Origin of the sequence: Solwaraspora sp. WMMD937 (assembly GCF_029581175.1) — a bacterium.
GTDB lineage: Bacteria > Actinomycetota > Actinomycetes > Mycobacteriales > Micromonosporaceae > Micromonospora_E.
Map to the genome: position 1 here is coordinate 2,833,248 of NZ_CP120738.1, position 15,203 is coordinate 2,848,450.

Sequence of the window (15,203 nt, forward strand, 5' to 3'; positions counted from 1 at the left end):
GCGCGACGCAGCCCGCGGGCCAGCACGACGGGGGCCGTCGGCTGCGGGACGCCTTCGAATGGTCACCCGAGTTGCGGACCCTGGAAGGGCTCGCCGCGCCGGGGCCGTCCCGACCTCACGGACCGGTCCGGCCGGCGTCAGCCACCCGGCGGGTCGGTGACCCGACCCCGCGCCGGACAGGTCAGCCTGCCACACGACCGGTGAGTACGGGCACACCTGGTCGAACCGCAACGGGCGGTCAGCCTTTGCGCGTATCCTCGGCGGGACAGTCGAGGGGGGACGAGCGGTTGACCCGATCAGAGCGGACAGACGAGCGGCGCGCGCGGTTCGAGCGTGACGCATTACCCTTCGTCGATCAGTTGTACGCGGCCGGGCTGCGGATGACCCGTAACCCGGCCGACGCCGAGGACCTGGTGCAGGAGACGTACCTCAAAGCGTTCTCCGCCTTCCACCAGTTCGAGGAGGGCACCAACCTCAAGGCCTGGCTCTACCGCATCCTGACGAACACCTACATCAACTCCTACCGTCGGCGGCAGCGCCAGCCGGTGCAGGCGCCGACCGAGGAGATCACCGACTGGCAGCTCGCCGCCGCTGAGTCACACACCTCCAGCGGACTGAAGTCCGCCGAGACCGAGGCGCTGGAGCGGCTGCCGGACAGCGACATCAAGCAGGCCCTGCAGCAACTGCCGGAGGATTTCCGGCTCGCCGTCTACCTTGCCGACGTCGAGGGCTTCTCCTACAAGGAGATCGCCGACATCATGGGGACTCCGATCGGGACGGTCATGTCCCGGTTGCACCGCGGGCGGCGGAATCTGCGCGGGATGCTGGAGCGCTATGCCACCGATCGCGGCCTCAACCGGGTCCGCTCGACCAAGCCCGCCGCGGCCGGCCAGGAGGTGTGACGATCGTGCAAGGCGGTGACTCGTTCGACCAGGACTGCCGTCAGGTGCTCGCCGAGGTCTACCTCTACCTGGACCTGGAGTGTGCCGAGGAGCGGCGGGAACTCATCCGGCATCACCTCGACGAGTGCTCCCCGTGCCTGCGGGAGTACGGCATCGAGCAGGAGGTCAAGGCGCTCGTCGCGCGTTGCTGTGGCAACGAGACGGCGCCGGCCGAGCTGCGGGACCGGCTGCGCGCCAAGCTCAGCGAGTTCGTGTTCGACACGGACTCGCGGGAGTACCTGCCGGACTGACCCTGCTGCGGGTCGCCGGCCGGGTGGCCCGACCGGCGACCCACCGGCATCAGGAGTTGGGGCGCTTGCCGTGGTTGGCCGCGCTCTTCTTACGTGCCTTCTTCTTACGAGCCTTCTTGGCCATCGGTCCTCCCGTCGGACGGTGTCTCCCGTAGACCGGGAGCTGACCCGTTGATGCTAGGCCGGGCCGGCGAGCGGCATGCGCGACGGGCACGCCATTGGATACCTTTCGCATGTCGCAACCGGCACATGCGGGACGGGCCGGTGGTTACGGGACGGGCCGGCCGATGGGCCGGCGCGAGGGACGGGCCGGCCAGTGGGCCGGGCGTACGGAGGAGGGCCGGCCGATGGCCGAAGAGATCCGGGCCGAGATGGTAGCCAACGTCTGGAAGGTGGTGGCCGCCGCCGGCGACACCGTCTCCGACGGCGACACCCTGGTGATTCTGGAGTCGATGAAGATGGAGATCCCGGTGGTCGCCGAGTCCGACGGGGTGGTGCAGAAACTCGCCGTCGACGAGGGCGACGTGGTCCAGGAAGGCGACCTGATCGCGGTCATCGAATAGGTTCTTCGCGGACCGGTCGATATCTAGCGGACCCGGGCGTCGCGGTCGGCGGCGACGGCCGGCCGTACGGGGATCAGGCTCGGCCCAGCAGCCGACGGATCAGACCGGGCCGGCGCTGGCGCGGGATTCGCGCCGACCGGCCGGCGATCCGGCGTGCCGTGCTGGCGGTGTCCGGGTCCAGCTCCGGGGTCGCCAGGGCCAGGTGGGCCAACGACCACAGGATCGGCACGGTTCGGTGCCCGGCGACCTCCACCGCGTCGGCGAGCCGCTCCGCCACCACCCGGGCCACGTCCGGGCGTACCGCCGGATCCACCCAGGCGGCGGTGACCAGGGCGAACAGTGCGGCCTCGGCGGCCCAGTCCTCGACGCCCCAGGCCACGTCGACGAGCACCCGGCGCCGGGTCGAGTCGGGCCAGGGCTCGTCGGTGCGGTGGTGCAGCATGCCCAGGCAGGCCCACACCTGCACGCACCGCAGCCAGCCGGCCGGGTCGGTGCCGGCCGGATCCGCTGGCGGCGGTGGATGTACCAGCAGGCCGAGCAGGTCGTCGGCGTCGAGGGTGGCCAGGATCACCGCGCTGTCGTACGCGGCCGGCGGATGGTGCCAGACCGGCTGGGCGATCTGCCGGATTCGCTCGCACGCCTGCGGTGACGGGTGCTCCAGCGCCGGATCGGCCTGCCAGCCGGCGTAGCGCCAGAGCTGCCGTACCGAGGTGCGGCGTGGCTGACGGGGATCCGGTGTCGGGGTCCGCTCCACGGTGACCGGTAGCCCGGGCAGGGCCGTTCCGAGCAGCCGCATCGCGCTGGGCGGCTCCGGCTGGCGCAGCGACAGCCGGGTCGGCACCAGGCCACGGGTGAGTGCCCGTTCGACAGTGGCGACCACCGGACCGCCGGCCGCCGGCAGCCGGGCCAGCCAGGGCCGGTCGTGGCAGCACTCGGCCAGGTCGTGGTGTTCGTGCGAGTCGTCCGGGTGGTCCCGCTGGAAGTCCGCCAGGGCGATCAGATGGCGTAGGCCGCCGTCTCGGCGGTAGCGTAGCCGGCACGCGGTGTGCACCGCGCAGTCGAAGGTGGGGTTGCGGGCCAGCGCCCGCTCGATCCAGTCGATCGCCTCGTCGAGGCGTCCCGCGTCGGCGAGGGTGCCGGCGATGTCGGCGTAGATGGACAGGTCGTCCGGGTCGTGGGCGCTCGCTCGGCGCAGGGCGGCGATCGCCGCACCGGTGCGCCCGGCGCTGCGGTACGCGTACCCGAGCCACACCTCGGCCAGCTTGGACGGCTCGGCGCGGACCCCCTGGCTCGCCCAGTCGAGCGCGGTGGCGATCTCCCCGAGCCGCCGGGCCAGCGCTGAACTGGCGCCGAGCAGCAGGCCGTGGTCGGGGTGTGCGGCGGTGGCGTGCCCGGCGAGCCGCAGGTACGGCAGCAGGGGCGGCCGGTCGGCGGCGGGTACCGGGTCCGGCACGCTGGCGCAGATCTGCATCAGCACGATGGCGATCTGGTCCGGGTCGAGCCGGGCCGGCAGGTCCTCGGCGCCGACCCAGGGCACCCCGGCCCAGTCCACGGTCGGCGCGTGCCCGGTCGCGGCGGCCAGCAACTCCAGCCCTTCGCCGGCGCGGCCGGCGGCGGCCAGCAGATGCGCCCGGGCCACCACCGCACCGATGAAAACCTGCTCGTCCAGTGGGAACAGGTCGAGACCTCCGCCGGTGCACGCAGCCAGCCGGGTGAGCATCTCATGCACCTCGGGCATGGTCGGCGCGTGCGTGATCGCACCGGCGACGTGGTCGGCGGCGTGCCGGTAGTCACCCTCGTCGAGTGCCATCCGGGCCAGTGCCAGCTCGCCCTCGGCCGCCAGCCGCGGGTCGTGCAATCCCTCGGACACGTTCTTCCGATCCTCGTAGCGTGATCGTCCCCCCTGGCTCCGGCAGCCTAGGGCACGGAGCGCCAAACGTCGCACCCTGCGCATTACTGCTCGCTTCATTGCGCTAAGTGGCAGAAAAGTGCAAGAATGCTCACTGTTCGAGCGGATTCGCGCAGACAGGGAGGCGTCGTGACGCAGTGGAAGCCGGTGTCGGACCAGCCCGGGACGGCTGACCGGGCAGCTGACCGGGCGCGGGCAGCGGACGGGGCGGGCACCGCCCGGCCCGGTGCCGGGATGGCCGCCGACATCGCCGAACAGCCGGCCGGCTACGCCCGGCTGCTACAGCCGGCGTACGCCGACCCGATCGCCGTGGTGGCGGCGGCGATCGCCGCCCGCCGCCCACGCCACGTGGTGTTCACCGCCCGGGGCACCTCCGACCATGCCGCGCTGTACGCTGCGTACCTGACCGAGATCCGGCTCGGGCTGCCCGCCGGGCTGGCCTCACCGAGCGCCGTGACCCTCTTCGGCGCCCGTCCCGACCTGCGGGACGCGCTCGTCGTCGGGGTCAGCCAGAGCGGCGGCTCACCGGATCTCGCCGAGGTGCTGGCGGTGGCCCGGGAGCAGGGCGCGCTCACCGTGGCGGTGACCAACACCCCCGAGTCGCCGCTGGCCGCCGCCGCCGAGCTCACCGTCGACATCGCCGCCGGCCACGAGCGGGCGGTCGCCGCCACCAAGACGTACACCGCCGAGCTGCTCGCTTTGCTGATGCTGGTCGAGGGGATCCGCGCCGGCGACGGGACGCTGCCGTCCGACGAGCGGGCCGACCTCGACGCCCTGCCCGGGCTCGCCGAGCGGGTGCTGGCCGATCCCACCGCCGCCGAGCTGGCCCCGCGCTACCGGTTCGCCGCCCGGCTGGTCACCACCGGGCGCGGGTACGGCTACCCGACCGCGCGGGAGACCGCCCTGAAACTGATGGAGACGTCGTACCTGCCGGCGCTCGCCTTCTCCGGAGCCGACCTGCTGCACGGCCCGCTGGCGATGACCGACCCCGACGTGCCGGTGCTGGCCGTGGTCGGCTCCGGGCCCGGCGGCACCGCCATGCGCGACGTGCTGCGCCGGCTCGGCGAGCGGCGGGCCGACGTACTCGCCATCGGGGCCGGTGCCGCCGCCATCGGTGCCGGCCCGACCGGCCCGACCGCGGTGATCGGCCCAGCCGCGGTGATCGGGGTGCCCGACGTCGACGAGCGGTACGCGCCGCTGCTGGACATCCTGCCCGCGCAGCAGTTGGCCCTGGCCCTCGCGCTGGCCCGGGGCGAGGACCCGGACGCGCCCCGTGGGCTGGCCAAGGTCACCTCCACCCGGTGACGGCTGTGTCCGCCCCGCCGCCGCATGGCAGGCTACGAGGGTGTCCACCCTGCGTGATCTCGTCGAGGAGCACACCTCTCTGGGGCCGGTCGACATCGACCACCTGCACCGGCTCGCCGGGGAGTGGCAGCTACTCTCCGACCTGTCCTTCGCCGACCTGCTGCTCTGGGTGCCGGTCGCCGCCGACAGCTCGTTCCTGTGCGTGGCCCAGGTCCGGCCCACCACGGCGCCGACCGCCTACCAGGACGACCAGGTCGGGCGGACGGTGGACGGCCCGGAGGTGGCGCACCTGACCATCGCCTACGACCAGGGTCGGATCTGGCGCGAGGGCGACCCGGTCTGGTACGGCAACACGCCGGCCCGGCACGAGGCGATGCCGGTCCGGATGCGCCCGGCCGTCGGGGAGACCGGGCGGGTGATCGCGGTGGTCGGCCGGGACACCAACCTGTCCACCGCCCGCACCCCCAGCCAGCTCGAACTGAACTACCTGACCACCGCCGACGACCTCGCCCAGATGGTCGCCGACGGCACCTTCCCGCCGGCCCGGCACCCGGGCGAGACCACCTCGGCGCCCCGGGTCGGCGACGGGCTGATCCGGCTGGACGCCAGCGGCAAGACCACGTACGCCAGCCCGAACGCCCAGTCGGCGTTTCGCCGCCTCGGCTTCTCCGCCCACCTGGTGGGTGAGGACCTCGCCGCGCTGTGCCACCGGCTCGCCGACGACCCGCTGGAGGGCACCGACGCGGCCAACCGGATGCTGGCCGCGCTACGCGGCGAGGCGCCGGCCCGCAAGGAGATCGAGGCCCGTGGCGCCACCATGCTCACCCGGGCGCTGCCGTTGATGCCGGCCGGCGTGCCGATCGGTGCGCTGGTGCTGGTCCGCGACATCACCGAGGTACGCCGTCGGGACCGGGCGCTGATCACCAAGGACGCCACCATCCGGGAGATCCACCACCGGGTGAAGAACAACCTGCAGACGGTGGCGGCGCTGCTGCGGCTGCAGGCCCGCCGGGTGGCGCAGCCGGCGGCGCGGGCGGCCCTGGAGGAGTCGGTGCGCCGGGTCGCGTCGATCGCCCTGGTGCACGAGACCCTCGCCATGTCCAGCGACGAGGCGGTCGAGTTCGACGGCATCCTGGACCGGGTGGCCAGCGCCGCCACCGAAGTGGCCGCCACCGAGGTCGAGGTGGTCATGCGCCGGGAGGGCACGTTCGGCGTACTGCCGGCGGAGATCGCCACCTCGTTGGTGATGGTGCTCAACGAGCTGCTGCTCAACGCGGTCGAGCACGGCTTCCCACCCGCCGCTGAGGGCGGCGGGGCGTCGCAGCCGGCCGCCGAGGTGGTGGTGACGGTGTACCGGTTCCGCAAGCAGCTGCACGTGACGGTGGTCGACAACGGTCGGGGACTGCCGGCGGAGTTCGACGCGACCGCAGGCGGTCGGCTCGGCCTGCAGATCGTGCGGGCCCTGGCCACCGGCGAGCTGCGCGGCACCATCGAGCTGCGCAACCGGGCGGGCGGCGGCACCGAGGCGGTGCTGGTGGTCCCGCTTGCCCGCAGGTGAGCCGGCCCACAACCCGCCCGTCATGTGGGACGTCGGCTACGGTGCGCTGGTCTGACCGGTACGGATGTGGCAACATTCGTGCCATGACCGCTGCCGTTGAGCGCCGCTTCGTGGTTCGCCGCCACGTCGATTACGGTCGCGTCCGCAGCGCCATCTGTCCGGCCGACTGAGGCACGCCCGACCTATTTGTGTTCCGGGCGGCATCCCGCGCCGGCCTCCTCCCTGGCCCCGTCGACGACGACGCAGGCGCCCGTGCCGCCCACCGAGATCGACCCGCAGACACGGAGGACGCCGCGATGGCGCGCAGCAGCACCCCGACCCGACCCGGCCGCCGGCGCGGCGAGGGGCAGTGGGCGCTCGGGCACCGCGAGCCGCTCAACCCCAACGAGCGAACCAAGAAGGACGACGATCCGCTCAACGTCCGGGCCCGGATCGAGACCATCTACGCCCACCGGGGCTTCGCCTCGATCGACCCGGCCGACCTGCGCGGCCGGTTCCGCTGGTGGGGCCTGTACACCCAGCGCAAGGCGGGCATCGACGGCGGGCGCACCGCCGTGCTGGAGCCGCACGAGCTGGAGGACGAGTACTTCATGCTCCGGGTGCGCATCGACGGTGGTCAGCTGAACCTGGCCCAGCTGCGTACCATCGCCGACATTTCGCAGCGGTACGCCCGGGACACCGCCGACGTCACCGACCGGCAGAACATCCAGCTGCACTGGATCCGGGTCGAGGACATGCCGGCGATCTGGAAGGCCCTGGAGGACGTCGGGCTGGAGACCACCGAGGCGTGCGGCGACTGTCCGCGGATCGTGCTCGGCAGCCCGGTCGCCGGCGTCGCCGCCGCCGAGAGGATCGACCCCACCCCGGCGATCGACGAGATCGTCCGCCGGTACGTGGGCAGCAAGGAGTTCTCCAACCTGCCCCGCAAGTTCAAGTCGTCGATCTCCTGGCTGGCCGACACACCGTACGAGGTCAACGACATCTCGTTCGTCGGCGTCGACCACCCCGACCACGGCCCCGGGTTCGACCTGTGGGTCGGCGGTGGGCTGTCCACCAACCCGATGATCGCCCAGCGGCTCGGCGTCTGGGTGCCGCTGGCCGAGGTACCCGACGTGTGGGCCGGCGTGGTCGGCATCTTCCGCGACTACGGCTACCGCAGACTGCGGCACCGGGCCCGGCTGAAGTTCCTGGTCGCCGACTGGGGCACCGAGAAGTTCCGCGAGGTGCTGGAGAAGGAGTACCTGGGCCGGACCCTGCTGGACGGGCCGGCTCCGGAGCTGCCGGCCAAGCCGATCGACCACATCGGGGTGCACCCGCAGGCCGACGGCCGCCGCTACGTCGGGGTCGCCCCGGTGGTCGGGCGGGTCTCCGGCGGCCAGCTCGCCGCCCTGGCCGACCTGGCCGCCGAGCACGGCTCGGACCGGGTACGGCTCACCCCGTACCAGAAACTGCTGGTGCTCGACATCGCGCCGGACCGGGTCGAGTCGCTGGTCACCGGGATGCGCGCGATCGGGCTGGAGGCCCGGCCGTCCACCTGGCGGCGCGGCACGATGGCCTGCACCGGGATCGAGTTCTGCAAGCTGGCCATCGTCGAGACCAAGCGGCGCGGTGAGGAGCTGGTGGCTCACCTGGAGCAGCGGCTGGCCTCGGCCGGTCTCGCCGAGGACGCCGACATCTCGATCCACATCAACGGCTGCCCGAACGCCTGCGCCCGTACCCAGGTCGCCGACATCGGGCTGAAGGGCCAGCTGGTCGTCGGGCCGGACGGCCGGCAGGTCGAGGGTTACCAGATCCATCTCGGCGGTGGCCTGGGCATGGCCCAGGGGCAGACCGCCGGCTTCGGGCGCAAGGTGCGGGGTCTCAAGACCACCGCCGACGAGCTGCCCGAGTACGTCGAACGGGTGGTCCGTCGCTACCTGGCCGGTCGTACCGACGGCGAGACGTTCGCCAGGTGGGTCGTCCGGGCCGATGAGGAGGAGTTGCGATGAACGAGCGAGGTGAGGTGCGGTGAGCACCGAGACACGCGCGGCACCGCTCTACTGCCCGTACTGCGGGGAGGAGAACCTCCGCCCGCACGCCGACGCGCACACCGCCTGGGAGTGCCACGACTGCGCCCGGGTCTTCACCGTCAAGTTCACCGGACTGCTGGCCCGCAAGGGGGTGTCCCGATGAGCCCGGTGCTCGCCGCCGACCTGAACCTGATCCGGCTCGGCCCGGCCGCCGACCGGCCGCCGACCCGGCGCAGCCCCGCCGAGCTGCGGGCCCTCGCCGAACGCGCCGGCCGGGAGCTGGACGGCGCTCCGGCCGAGGAGGTCGCCCGGTGGGCGGTTCGGACCTTCGGCGACCGGTTCTGCGTGACCAGTTCGATGGCGGACGGGGTGCTGGCGCATCTGGTCTCCCGGGTGGCGCCCGGCGTCGACGTGGTCTTCCTCGACACCGGGCTGCACTTCCCGGAGACGCTGCGGGTCCGCGACCAGGTGGCCGCGACCATGCCGGTGAACCTGCGGTCGATCCGGCCCCGGATGACCGTCGGTCAACAGGACGGCGAGTTCGGTCCCCGGCTGTTCAACCGGGCGCCCGACGAGTGCTGCGCGCTGCGCAAGGTCGAGCCGCTGGAGCGGGCGCTCGGCGACTACGACGCCTGGGCCGCCGGGCTGCGCCGTGACGAGTCGCCGACCAGGGCGAACACCCCGGTGGTCGGGTTCGACGCCCGACGTGGCCGGGTCAAGGTGAATCCGATCGCGGCGTGGACCCAGGCGGACGTGGACGCCTACGTGTCCCGGTGGAACATCCCGGTCAACGAGCTGTTCAAGCAGGGGTACACCTCGATCGGCTGCTGGCCGTGCACCCGGCGTACCACCGCCGGCGAGGACCCGCGGGCCGGCCGTTGGGCGATGTTTGAGAAGACCGAGTGCGGCCTGCACGTTTGACCGGGCCGATCGTGCTGGTGGCACACGGCAGCCGGGATCTGCGGGCGGCGACGGCGACCCGGGCGCTGGTCCGGGCGGTCGCTGCGGCCCGGCCTGGGGTCGACGTCCGGGCCGCATACCTGGACCACGCCGGACCGCGTCCCGGGGCGGTGCTGGCCGACCTGCAGGCTGCCGGCTATCCGGCGGCGACGGTGGTGCCGCTGCTGCTGACCGAGGCGTTCCACGGCCGGGTGGACATTCCCGAGGTGGTGCGGGCCGCGTACCGGGACGGGCTGCGGATGCCGGTGACGACGACCCCGGTGCTCGGCCCGTCGGTCGGCTCCGGCGCGGTGGACCCGCTGTTGACTGCCGGGCTGCGGCGGCGACTCGCCGAGGCCGGTACCGGCTGGGACGCCGTGGTGCTGGCCGCCGCCGGCACCCGGTCGGCTCCGGCCCGGGAGACGGTGGCGGTGGCCGCGACGGCGTTCGGTGCCGAGCTCGGGGCGCCGTGCGTCGAAGGGTTCGCGTCGGCGGCGCCGCCGACCGCCGGGGCGGCGGTCGAGATCCTGCGTACGGCGGGTGCCCGGCGGGTCGCGGTGGCCGCGTACTTCCTGGCACCCGGCCTGCTCTACGACACGGCGATGGCGTCGGCCCGGCAGGCCGGCGCGGTCTGTGTGGCGGCACCCCTGGCCGGCGCGCCGGAACTGGCCCGGCTGGTGCTGCGTCGGGTCGACCGGGCGGCCGCGCCGGCGCAGGTCTGAGTGGAGTGCCGCGCACCGAGGCGGTTTCCGGATCTGAGTTTCGCGGCACTGCAACGTGCGACGGCGCCCCGGGACAGTTCCCGGGGCGCCGTCGGACGTCGTTTGGTGGTCGGGTGGGTCAGGCAGTTTGAGCGCGCAGGACGCGCAGTCCGCCGCGACGCTTGACGGCGCGCCGCTCCTCTTCGCTCATCCCGCCCCAGACGCCAGCGTCCTGTCCGGACTCCAGTGCCCACTGCAGGCACTGGTCGGTCACGGAGCAGCGCCGGCAGACAGCCTTGGCCTGCTCGACCTGCAGGATCGCGGGGCCGGACGTCCCGATCGGGAAGAACAGCTCCGGGTCCTCGTCGCGGCAGACAGCATGGTGACGCCAGTCCATGGCGGCAACACTCCTCATTCTGGATCGGTGGCGGTAAATGCTCCGGTCTTTCTTTATGCGCCCGCGCAGTCGGCCACAACGGATTGCATCCGTCGGATCGGCAGCGCGTGAGCAGGCGTAAGCCTGTGGAACGTTGCTCCTAGCTGCCGCGTGGCGAGCGCATCCAGGCAACGTCCCGGGGTGAATCGGTCCGCTTGTGAATACTTTCACGAACCCCTGCGATGTCAAGAGTAGCGCTCAGAAAAAGTCCAATCGGGTGAGCAACGTCACGACCCTTTTGTCCGTTTTCTGACGCTCACCGACACCCGGAGTGCGACAGTCAAGAATCAATGTAGTACGGTCCGCGCCGCAGTGCAGGCATTTCAGCCACGTGTCTTCCGTGCCTCCGGTCACGCTCCGCAGTCGAAGCTCGGTTACAGAGCGTGTCAGAAGACCACCCGCAAGGCCTCTCGGACTGCCGTGAAACGGACTTTGAGCCGCTCCCCGAGATAATCGCCGTCTAGTTGGAAGGCCTGCGGTTGTGTTGCGGATAGCGTAAATTCGGACAAGTCGTGCAGTCGGACGAGCTGGCGGCCGCGCGGATCCGGTCGGCTGGCGGCGACCTGAGCCAGAGTGCGGGTGGTGCTCGGCACATGCAATTGGCGAAGCGCCATCACGTCCAGGCCGAGATCGAATGACGCCTCCGGATTCGGATTGATCGCCCGTTCACCTATGAACGTCCACGGCGCGGTGTTCTGCACCACGACCGTGGCGAGTTCGGCCGCCACCGGCTCGCCGGCCCGCTCCAACCGGATCGCCGGATGCCGCCGGTCCATGCCGATGAAGAACTCGCTGACCATCGACCGCAGGTAGAGCCCGACGGTCGACCGGCGCCCGCGCAGCCGGGCCCGCTCGACCTGCCGGATCACCGCCGCGTCCAGCCCCAGTCCGGCGCAGAAGGTGAAGTACCGGCCGTCGGCGCGGCCCAGACCGACGGTACGGAACCGCCCGGTCCGCAGACCCTCCAGCAGTACGCTCGTCGCCTCCGGCCACTGCGGCGGCAGCCCCACCGCACGGGCGAAGACGTTCGTCGAGCCGAGCGGCACCACCGCCAGCGCCGGCAGCCGGTCCGCTGCCGGACCCGGCAGCGTCTCCCTCGCCGGAGCAGACGTCATCAGGCCGTTGACGGCCTCGTTCACGGTGCCGTCGCCGCCCAGCGTGACCACCACGTCAAAGCCGTCCTCAGCGGCCGCCCTGGCCAACGCGACGGCATGCCCGCGCCGGTGGGTGGACGCCACCGACAGGTCGACTTCGCTGCGCAACGCCCGGACGATCACGTCCCGGGTGCGTTCGCTGGTGGTGGTGGCCTTCGGATTGACCACCAAGAGGGCCCGCATGGGCGGCACTTTATCGCGAGCCGTCGCGGGTATCGTGGCGCCGTGACCATCGACGCACAGCCCACACCGACGACCCTGCGGTCGGCGGTGTGGGCGTTGGCCGGGGAGGCGGTGGCCGTCGGGCTGGTCGCCGGCTACCTCGCGTACCAGGACGTCACCAGCACCGCGACCGACCTCGCCTCGGCGCTTATCGTCACCGGGTTCGCCGTCGGCGGCGCGGTGCTGCTGGCGGTGCTGGCCCGTGCCGTGGCCCGCCGCCGCAGCGCGGCGCGGGCACCGGCCATCGTCGCGCAGTTGATGCTGCTACCGGTCGGCTATTACATGATCGTCGGCGGCCTGGCCTGGCTCGGCGTGCCGCTGATCGGGCTCGGGCTGGTGGTGACCGCTCTGCTGGTCGCCGGGCCGACGACCCGGGCCTTCGGGCTGGAGTGACCAACCGAACACCGGCGGGACAGCCGCCGGTGGAGAACTCCTGCGGAGGTCAGCGGCCGCCGGACCGGCGGGTGAGCAGTCTGATGCTGGCCTGGCCGCTGCTGGCGGTCGCCGACGCCGAGCTGGTCAGCGCCCGGAGCACCTTCCAGGCGAAGGAGGAGTCCGGTGGTAGCCGGGCACCGCGTACCGTCGCGACGGCGACCTCGACGGTCAGCGCGTCGTCGGTCACCGAGAACCGGCACTGCAGGTCCGCGTCGCGGGTGGCGACGGCGAGCAGCATGGCGCAGGCCTCGTCGACCGCGATCCGCAGATCCTCGATCTCGTCCAGCGCGAAGTGCAGGCGTGCGGCCAGCCCGGCCGTCGCGGTACGCAGCACGCTCAGGTAGCCACCGTCGGCAGGCACGGTGAGCAGCACCACGTCATCATCGACGGTCGGCTCGGATTGTGTGACCAGCGAACTCATCCCGGATACCCCCGCGTGGACTCTACCGGTTGACGTCTATCCCTGCGGTGTCATCCGGAGCGATTCGTCGTCCGACCGAGCCGGGCGGGTGGTACGCGGCACCTACCACGGCCTCGGCGGGGCGGCCCGTGCCCGGCGGACCCGGCCGGCCGGTGCGCGATGCGCACCGGCCGGACCGACGGATCACGCCTGCTTGGTCTCCCAGAAGATCTTCGCGATCTCGTCGATCTTGACCAGCAGCTCGTCCGCCTTGGCCGGGTCGACCGACGCCTTGGTCCCGCCGCCGCCACCGGCGAGCTTGGTCGCCTCGTTGAACAGCTGGTGCAGCTGCGGGTACTTCTCGAAGTGCGGCGGCTTGAAGTAGTCGGTCCAGAGCACCCACAGGTGGTGCTTGACCAACTCGGAGCGCTGCTCCTTGATGATCAGCGCCCGGGTGCGGAACTCCGGGTCGGTGTTCGCCTGGTACTTCTCCGCGATCGCCTTGATGGATTCGGCCTCGATCCGGGCCTGCGCCGGGTCGTAGACGCCACAGGGCAGGTCGCAGTGGGCGCTGACCACCGTGCGCGGAGTAAACATGCGTAGAAGTCGCATCAGGACCCTCCGTGTGTTGGCCGGCGGCACGATCGCCGGCACGCGTAAGCTGGAGGATGATCCTCCCTGCCGACCCTATCGCGCATCGGGCTCGCGGACCTGGCGGGAGGTACAAGTGCTTTCACCACTGTTCGCCGTGCTCGTGCACGGACCGTCGATGGCCCCCACCTTGCGGCACGGCGACGCGCTGCTGGTCCGCCGGGGCGGCCGGGCGGTCCGCCCGGGGGACGTGGTGGTCGCCACCTTCCGGTCGCGTCCCGGACTGCTGGTGGTCAAACGAGCGGTACGGCCCGAATCCGGCGGTTGGTGGTTGCGCGGGGACAACGATCTGGTCACCGACGACTCGCGTGCCTTCGGGGTGGCCGACGTGCGTGGCCGGGTGCTGTGTCGCTACTGGCCGCGGCCACGCCGGGTGGGCCCGGGTCACCGACTGCGGTGAACCACTTCGCAGGAAACGGTGCTGTGTGACACTATGCTCGACACGGAATCCGGGTGACCCCCGCAGCGCCTCGCCGGTCAACGCTGACCTCGCGCCGAGCCGGCGGCTATTTATCACGCTCAACGGCTCTGGAGTCACCATGTCTACTGTGGCAATCTCTGACCCGGTCTTCGACCTGCATCGGGGCGGCAAGATGGCGATCACGCCCACCGTCGCGCTGGCCGACCGGGACGACCTCTCGCTCGCGTACACGCCGGGAGTGGCCCGGGTGTGCGAGGCGATCGCCGCCGATCCGACCCTGGTCGACGACTACACCTGGGTGTCGCACACGGTCGCGGTGGTCACCGACGGCACCGCGGTGCTCGGCCTCGGTGACATCGGCCCACGCGCCGCGATGCCCGTCATGGAGGGCAAGGCGGTGCTGTTCAAACAGTTCGGCGACGTCGACGCGGTGCCGATCTGTCTGGACACCCGGGACATCGACGCGATCGTGGCGACGGTCACCGCCCTGGCGCCATCGTTCGGCGGGATCAACCTGGAGGACATCAGCGCGCCACGCTGCTTCGAGATCGAGCGCCGCCTCGACGAGGCGCTGCCGATCCCGGTCTTCCACGACGACCAGCACGGCACGGCGATCGTGGTGCTGGCCGCCCTGCGCAACGCGGTCGCCCTGCTGGACCGCAAGCTCGGCGATCTGCGGGTGGTGATCAGCGGTGCCGGCGCGGCCGGCGTCGCGGTGACCCGGATGCTGATCGCCGGCGGCGTCGACCCGGCGAAGACCGTGGTCTGCGACTCCCGCGGCATCATCCACTCCGACCGGGCCGACCTTACCGGCGTCAAGGCGGAGTTGGCCGCGATGACCGCTGCCTGTGCCGGTGGCATCGCCGACGCGCTGGTCGGTGCCGATGTGCTGATCGGCCTCTCCGGCGGGCAGATCGACGAATCGGCGGTCGCCGGCATGGCACCCGGCGGGATCGTCTTCGCGCTGGCCAACCCGACGCCGGAGGTCCACCCGGAGATCGCCCACCGGTACGCCGCCCTGGTGGCCACCGGCCGCAGCGACTTCCCCAATCAGATCAACAACGTGCTGGCCTTCCCCGGCGTGTTCCGGGGTGCCCTGGACGCCGGTGCCACCCGGATCACCGAGGGGATGAAGGTGGCCGCCGCCGCCGCGATCGCCGGCGTCGTGGCCGACCTGCTGCAACCGGAGGCGTTCGTGCCGTCGGCACTCGATCCCCGGGTCGCGCCGGCGGTCGCCGCGGCGGTCGCCGCCGCCGCCCGCCGCGACGGCGTCGCCCGTCGCTGACCCGCGGTGCCGGCCGGAACGCA

The 15,203-nt window shown here is 72.1% G+C and carries 17 protein-coding genes; 12 read left to right on the forward strand and 5 right to left on the reverse strand.

Annotated features, from left to right (window positions below; translation table 11 throughout):
- The first annotated feature begins 200 nt into the window (after positions 1 to 200).
- The 3 genes from O7621_RS12415 to O7621_RS12425 all read left to right on the forward strand — a co-directional run bounded on the left by O7621_RS12415 (position 201) and on the right by O7621_RS12425 (position 1,755).
- Positions 201 to 902, forward strand: coding sequence for a sigma-70 family RNA polymerase sigma factor (locus O7621_RS12415; RefSeq protein ID WP_282234100.1), 702 nt, complete (start codon positions 201 to 203; stop codon positions 900 to 902).
- Between the two features lie 5 nt (positions 903 to 907).
- Positions 908 to 1,192, forward strand: coding sequence for a mycothiol system anti-sigma-R factor (gene rsrA / locus O7621_RS12420; protein ID WP_278174373.1), 285 nt, complete (start codon positions 908 to 910; stop codon positions 1,190 to 1,192).
- 347 nt (positions 1,193 to 1,539) lie between these two features.
- Positions 1,540 to 1,755: a biotin/lipoyl-binding carrier protein gene (locus O7621_RS12425; protein WP_123605236.1), complete on the forward strand. Its 216-nt coding sequence runs from the start codon at positions 1,540 to 1,542 to the stop codon at positions 1,753 to 1,755.
- 73 nt (positions 1,756 to 1,828) lie between these two features.
- Here O7621_RS12425 and O7621_RS12430 read toward each other — a convergent pair whose 3' ends face one another.
- On the reverse strand, positions 1,829 to 3,565 hold the full coding sequence (locus tag O7621_RS12430; protein WP_282234566.1) for a tetratricopeptide repeat protein: 1,737 nt from the start codon (positions 3,563 to 3,565) through the stop codon (positions 1,829 to 1,831).
- 333 nt (positions 3,566 to 3,898) lie between these two features.
- On the opposite strand from O7621_RS12430, the gene O7621_RS12435 reads away from it, so the two are divergent.
- From O7621_RS12435 to O7621_RS12460, 6 genes are all read left to right on the forward strand, one after another.
- Positions 3,899 to 4,969 (forward strand): SIS domain-containing protein, encoded by a 1,071-nt coding sequence (locus O7621_RS12435; RefSeq protein ID WP_282234567.1) that lies wholly within the window; start codon positions 3,899 to 3,901, stop codon positions 4,967 to 4,969.
- 40 nt (positions 4,970 to 5,009) lie between these two features.
- Positions 5,010 to 6,527, forward strand: coding sequence for a PAS domain-containing sensor histidine kinase (locus tag O7621_RS12440; RefSeq protein WP_282234101.1), 1,518 nt, complete (start codon positions 5,010 to 5,012; stop codon positions 6,525 to 6,527).
- 296 nt (positions 6,528 to 6,823) lie between these two features.
- Positions 6,824 to 8,515, forward strand: coding sequence for a nitrite/sulfite reductase (locus O7621_RS12445; RefSeq protein ID WP_282234102.1), 1,692 nt, complete (start codon positions 6,824 to 6,826; stop codon positions 8,513 to 8,515).
- 19 nt (positions 8,516 to 8,534) lie between these two features.
- On the forward strand, positions 8,535 to 8,699 hold the full coding sequence (locus O7621_RS12450) for a hypothetical protein (RefSeq protein ID WP_281553493.1): 165 nt from the start codon (positions 8,535 to 8,537) through the stop codon (positions 8,697 to 8,699).
- Entirely contained in the window at positions 8,696 to 9,457 is a 762-nt protein-coding gene (locus O7621_RS12455) for a phosphoadenylyl-sulfate reductase (protein WP_282234103.1), read from the forward strand. The genes O7621_RS12450 and O7621_RS12455 overlap by 4 nt, the downstream gene beginning before the upstream one ends.
- Positions 9,439 to 10,197, forward strand: coding sequence for a CbiX/SirB N-terminal domain-containing protein (locus tag O7621_RS12460; RefSeq protein WP_282234104.1), 759 nt, complete (start codon positions 9,439 to 9,441; stop codon positions 10,195 to 10,197). The genes O7621_RS12455 and O7621_RS12460 overlap by 19 nt, the downstream gene beginning before the upstream one ends.
- A gap of 118 nt (positions 10,198 to 10,315) precedes the next feature.
- On the opposite strand, the gene O7621_RS12465 is transcribed toward O7621_RS12460, so the two are convergent.
- Together O7621_RS12465 and O7621_RS12470 are read right to left on the reverse strand one after the other, a co-directional pair.
- The gene (locus tag O7621_RS12465; RefSeq protein WP_123605230.1) at positions 10,316 to 10,573 is read right to left on the reverse strand and encodes a WhiB family transcriptional regulator; all 258 of its coding nucleotides are present in this window, start codon (positions 10,571 to 10,573) and stop codon (positions 10,316 to 10,318) included.
- A 425-nt stretch (positions 10,574 to 10,998) separates the two neighbouring features.
- Entirely contained in the window at positions 10,999 to 11,949 is a 951-nt protein-coding gene (locus O7621_RS12470) for a diacylglycerol kinase family protein (RefSeq protein ID WP_282234105.1), read from the reverse strand.
- 42 nt (positions 11,950 to 11,991) lie between these two features.
- Between O7621_RS12470 and O7621_RS12475 the strand changes: the two genes are divergently transcribed.
- Positions 11,992 to 12,381 carry a hypothetical protein gene (locus O7621_RS12475; protein ID WP_282234106.1) on the forward strand — a complete coding sequence of 130 codons (390 nt, stop codon included), beginning with the start codon at positions 11,992 to 11,994 and terminating at the stop codon, positions 12,379 to 12,381.
- Between the two features lie 49 nt (positions 12,382 to 12,430).
- Here O7621_RS12475 and O7621_RS12480 read toward each other — a convergent pair whose 3' ends face one another.
- The gene (locus tag O7621_RS12480; RefSeq protein WP_282234107.1) at positions 12,431 to 12,844 is read right to left on the reverse strand and encodes an ATP-binding protein; all 414 of its coding nucleotides are present in this window, start codon (positions 12,842 to 12,844) and stop codon (positions 12,431 to 12,433) included.
- Positions 12,845 to 13,027: 183 nt separating this feature from the next.
- Positions 13,028 to 13,435: a superoxide dismutase, Ni gene (gene sodN / locus O7621_RS12485; RefSeq protein ID WP_123605226.1), complete on the reverse strand. Its 408-nt coding sequence runs from the start codon at positions 13,433 to 13,435 to the stop codon at positions 13,028 to 13,030.
- A gap of 115 nt (positions 13,436 to 13,550) precedes the next feature.
- Between sodN and O7621_RS12490 the strand changes: the two genes are divergently transcribed.
- Both O7621_RS12490 and O7621_RS12495 read left to right on the forward strand, forming a co-directional pair.
- The gene (locus tag O7621_RS12490; protein WP_282234108.1) at positions 13,551 to 13,874 is read left to right on the forward strand and encodes a S24/S26 family peptidase; all 324 of its coding nucleotides are present in this window, start codon (positions 13,551 to 13,553) and stop codon (positions 13,872 to 13,874) included.
- A 139-nt stretch (positions 13,875 to 14,013) separates the two neighbouring features.
- Positions 14,014 to 15,180, forward strand: a complete 1,167-nt coding sequence (locus tag O7621_RS12495; protein WP_282234109.1) for an NADP-dependent malic enzyme — start codon at positions 14,014 to 14,016, stop codon at positions 15,178 to 15,180.
- Positions 15,181 to 15,203: the final 23 nt, after the last annotated feature.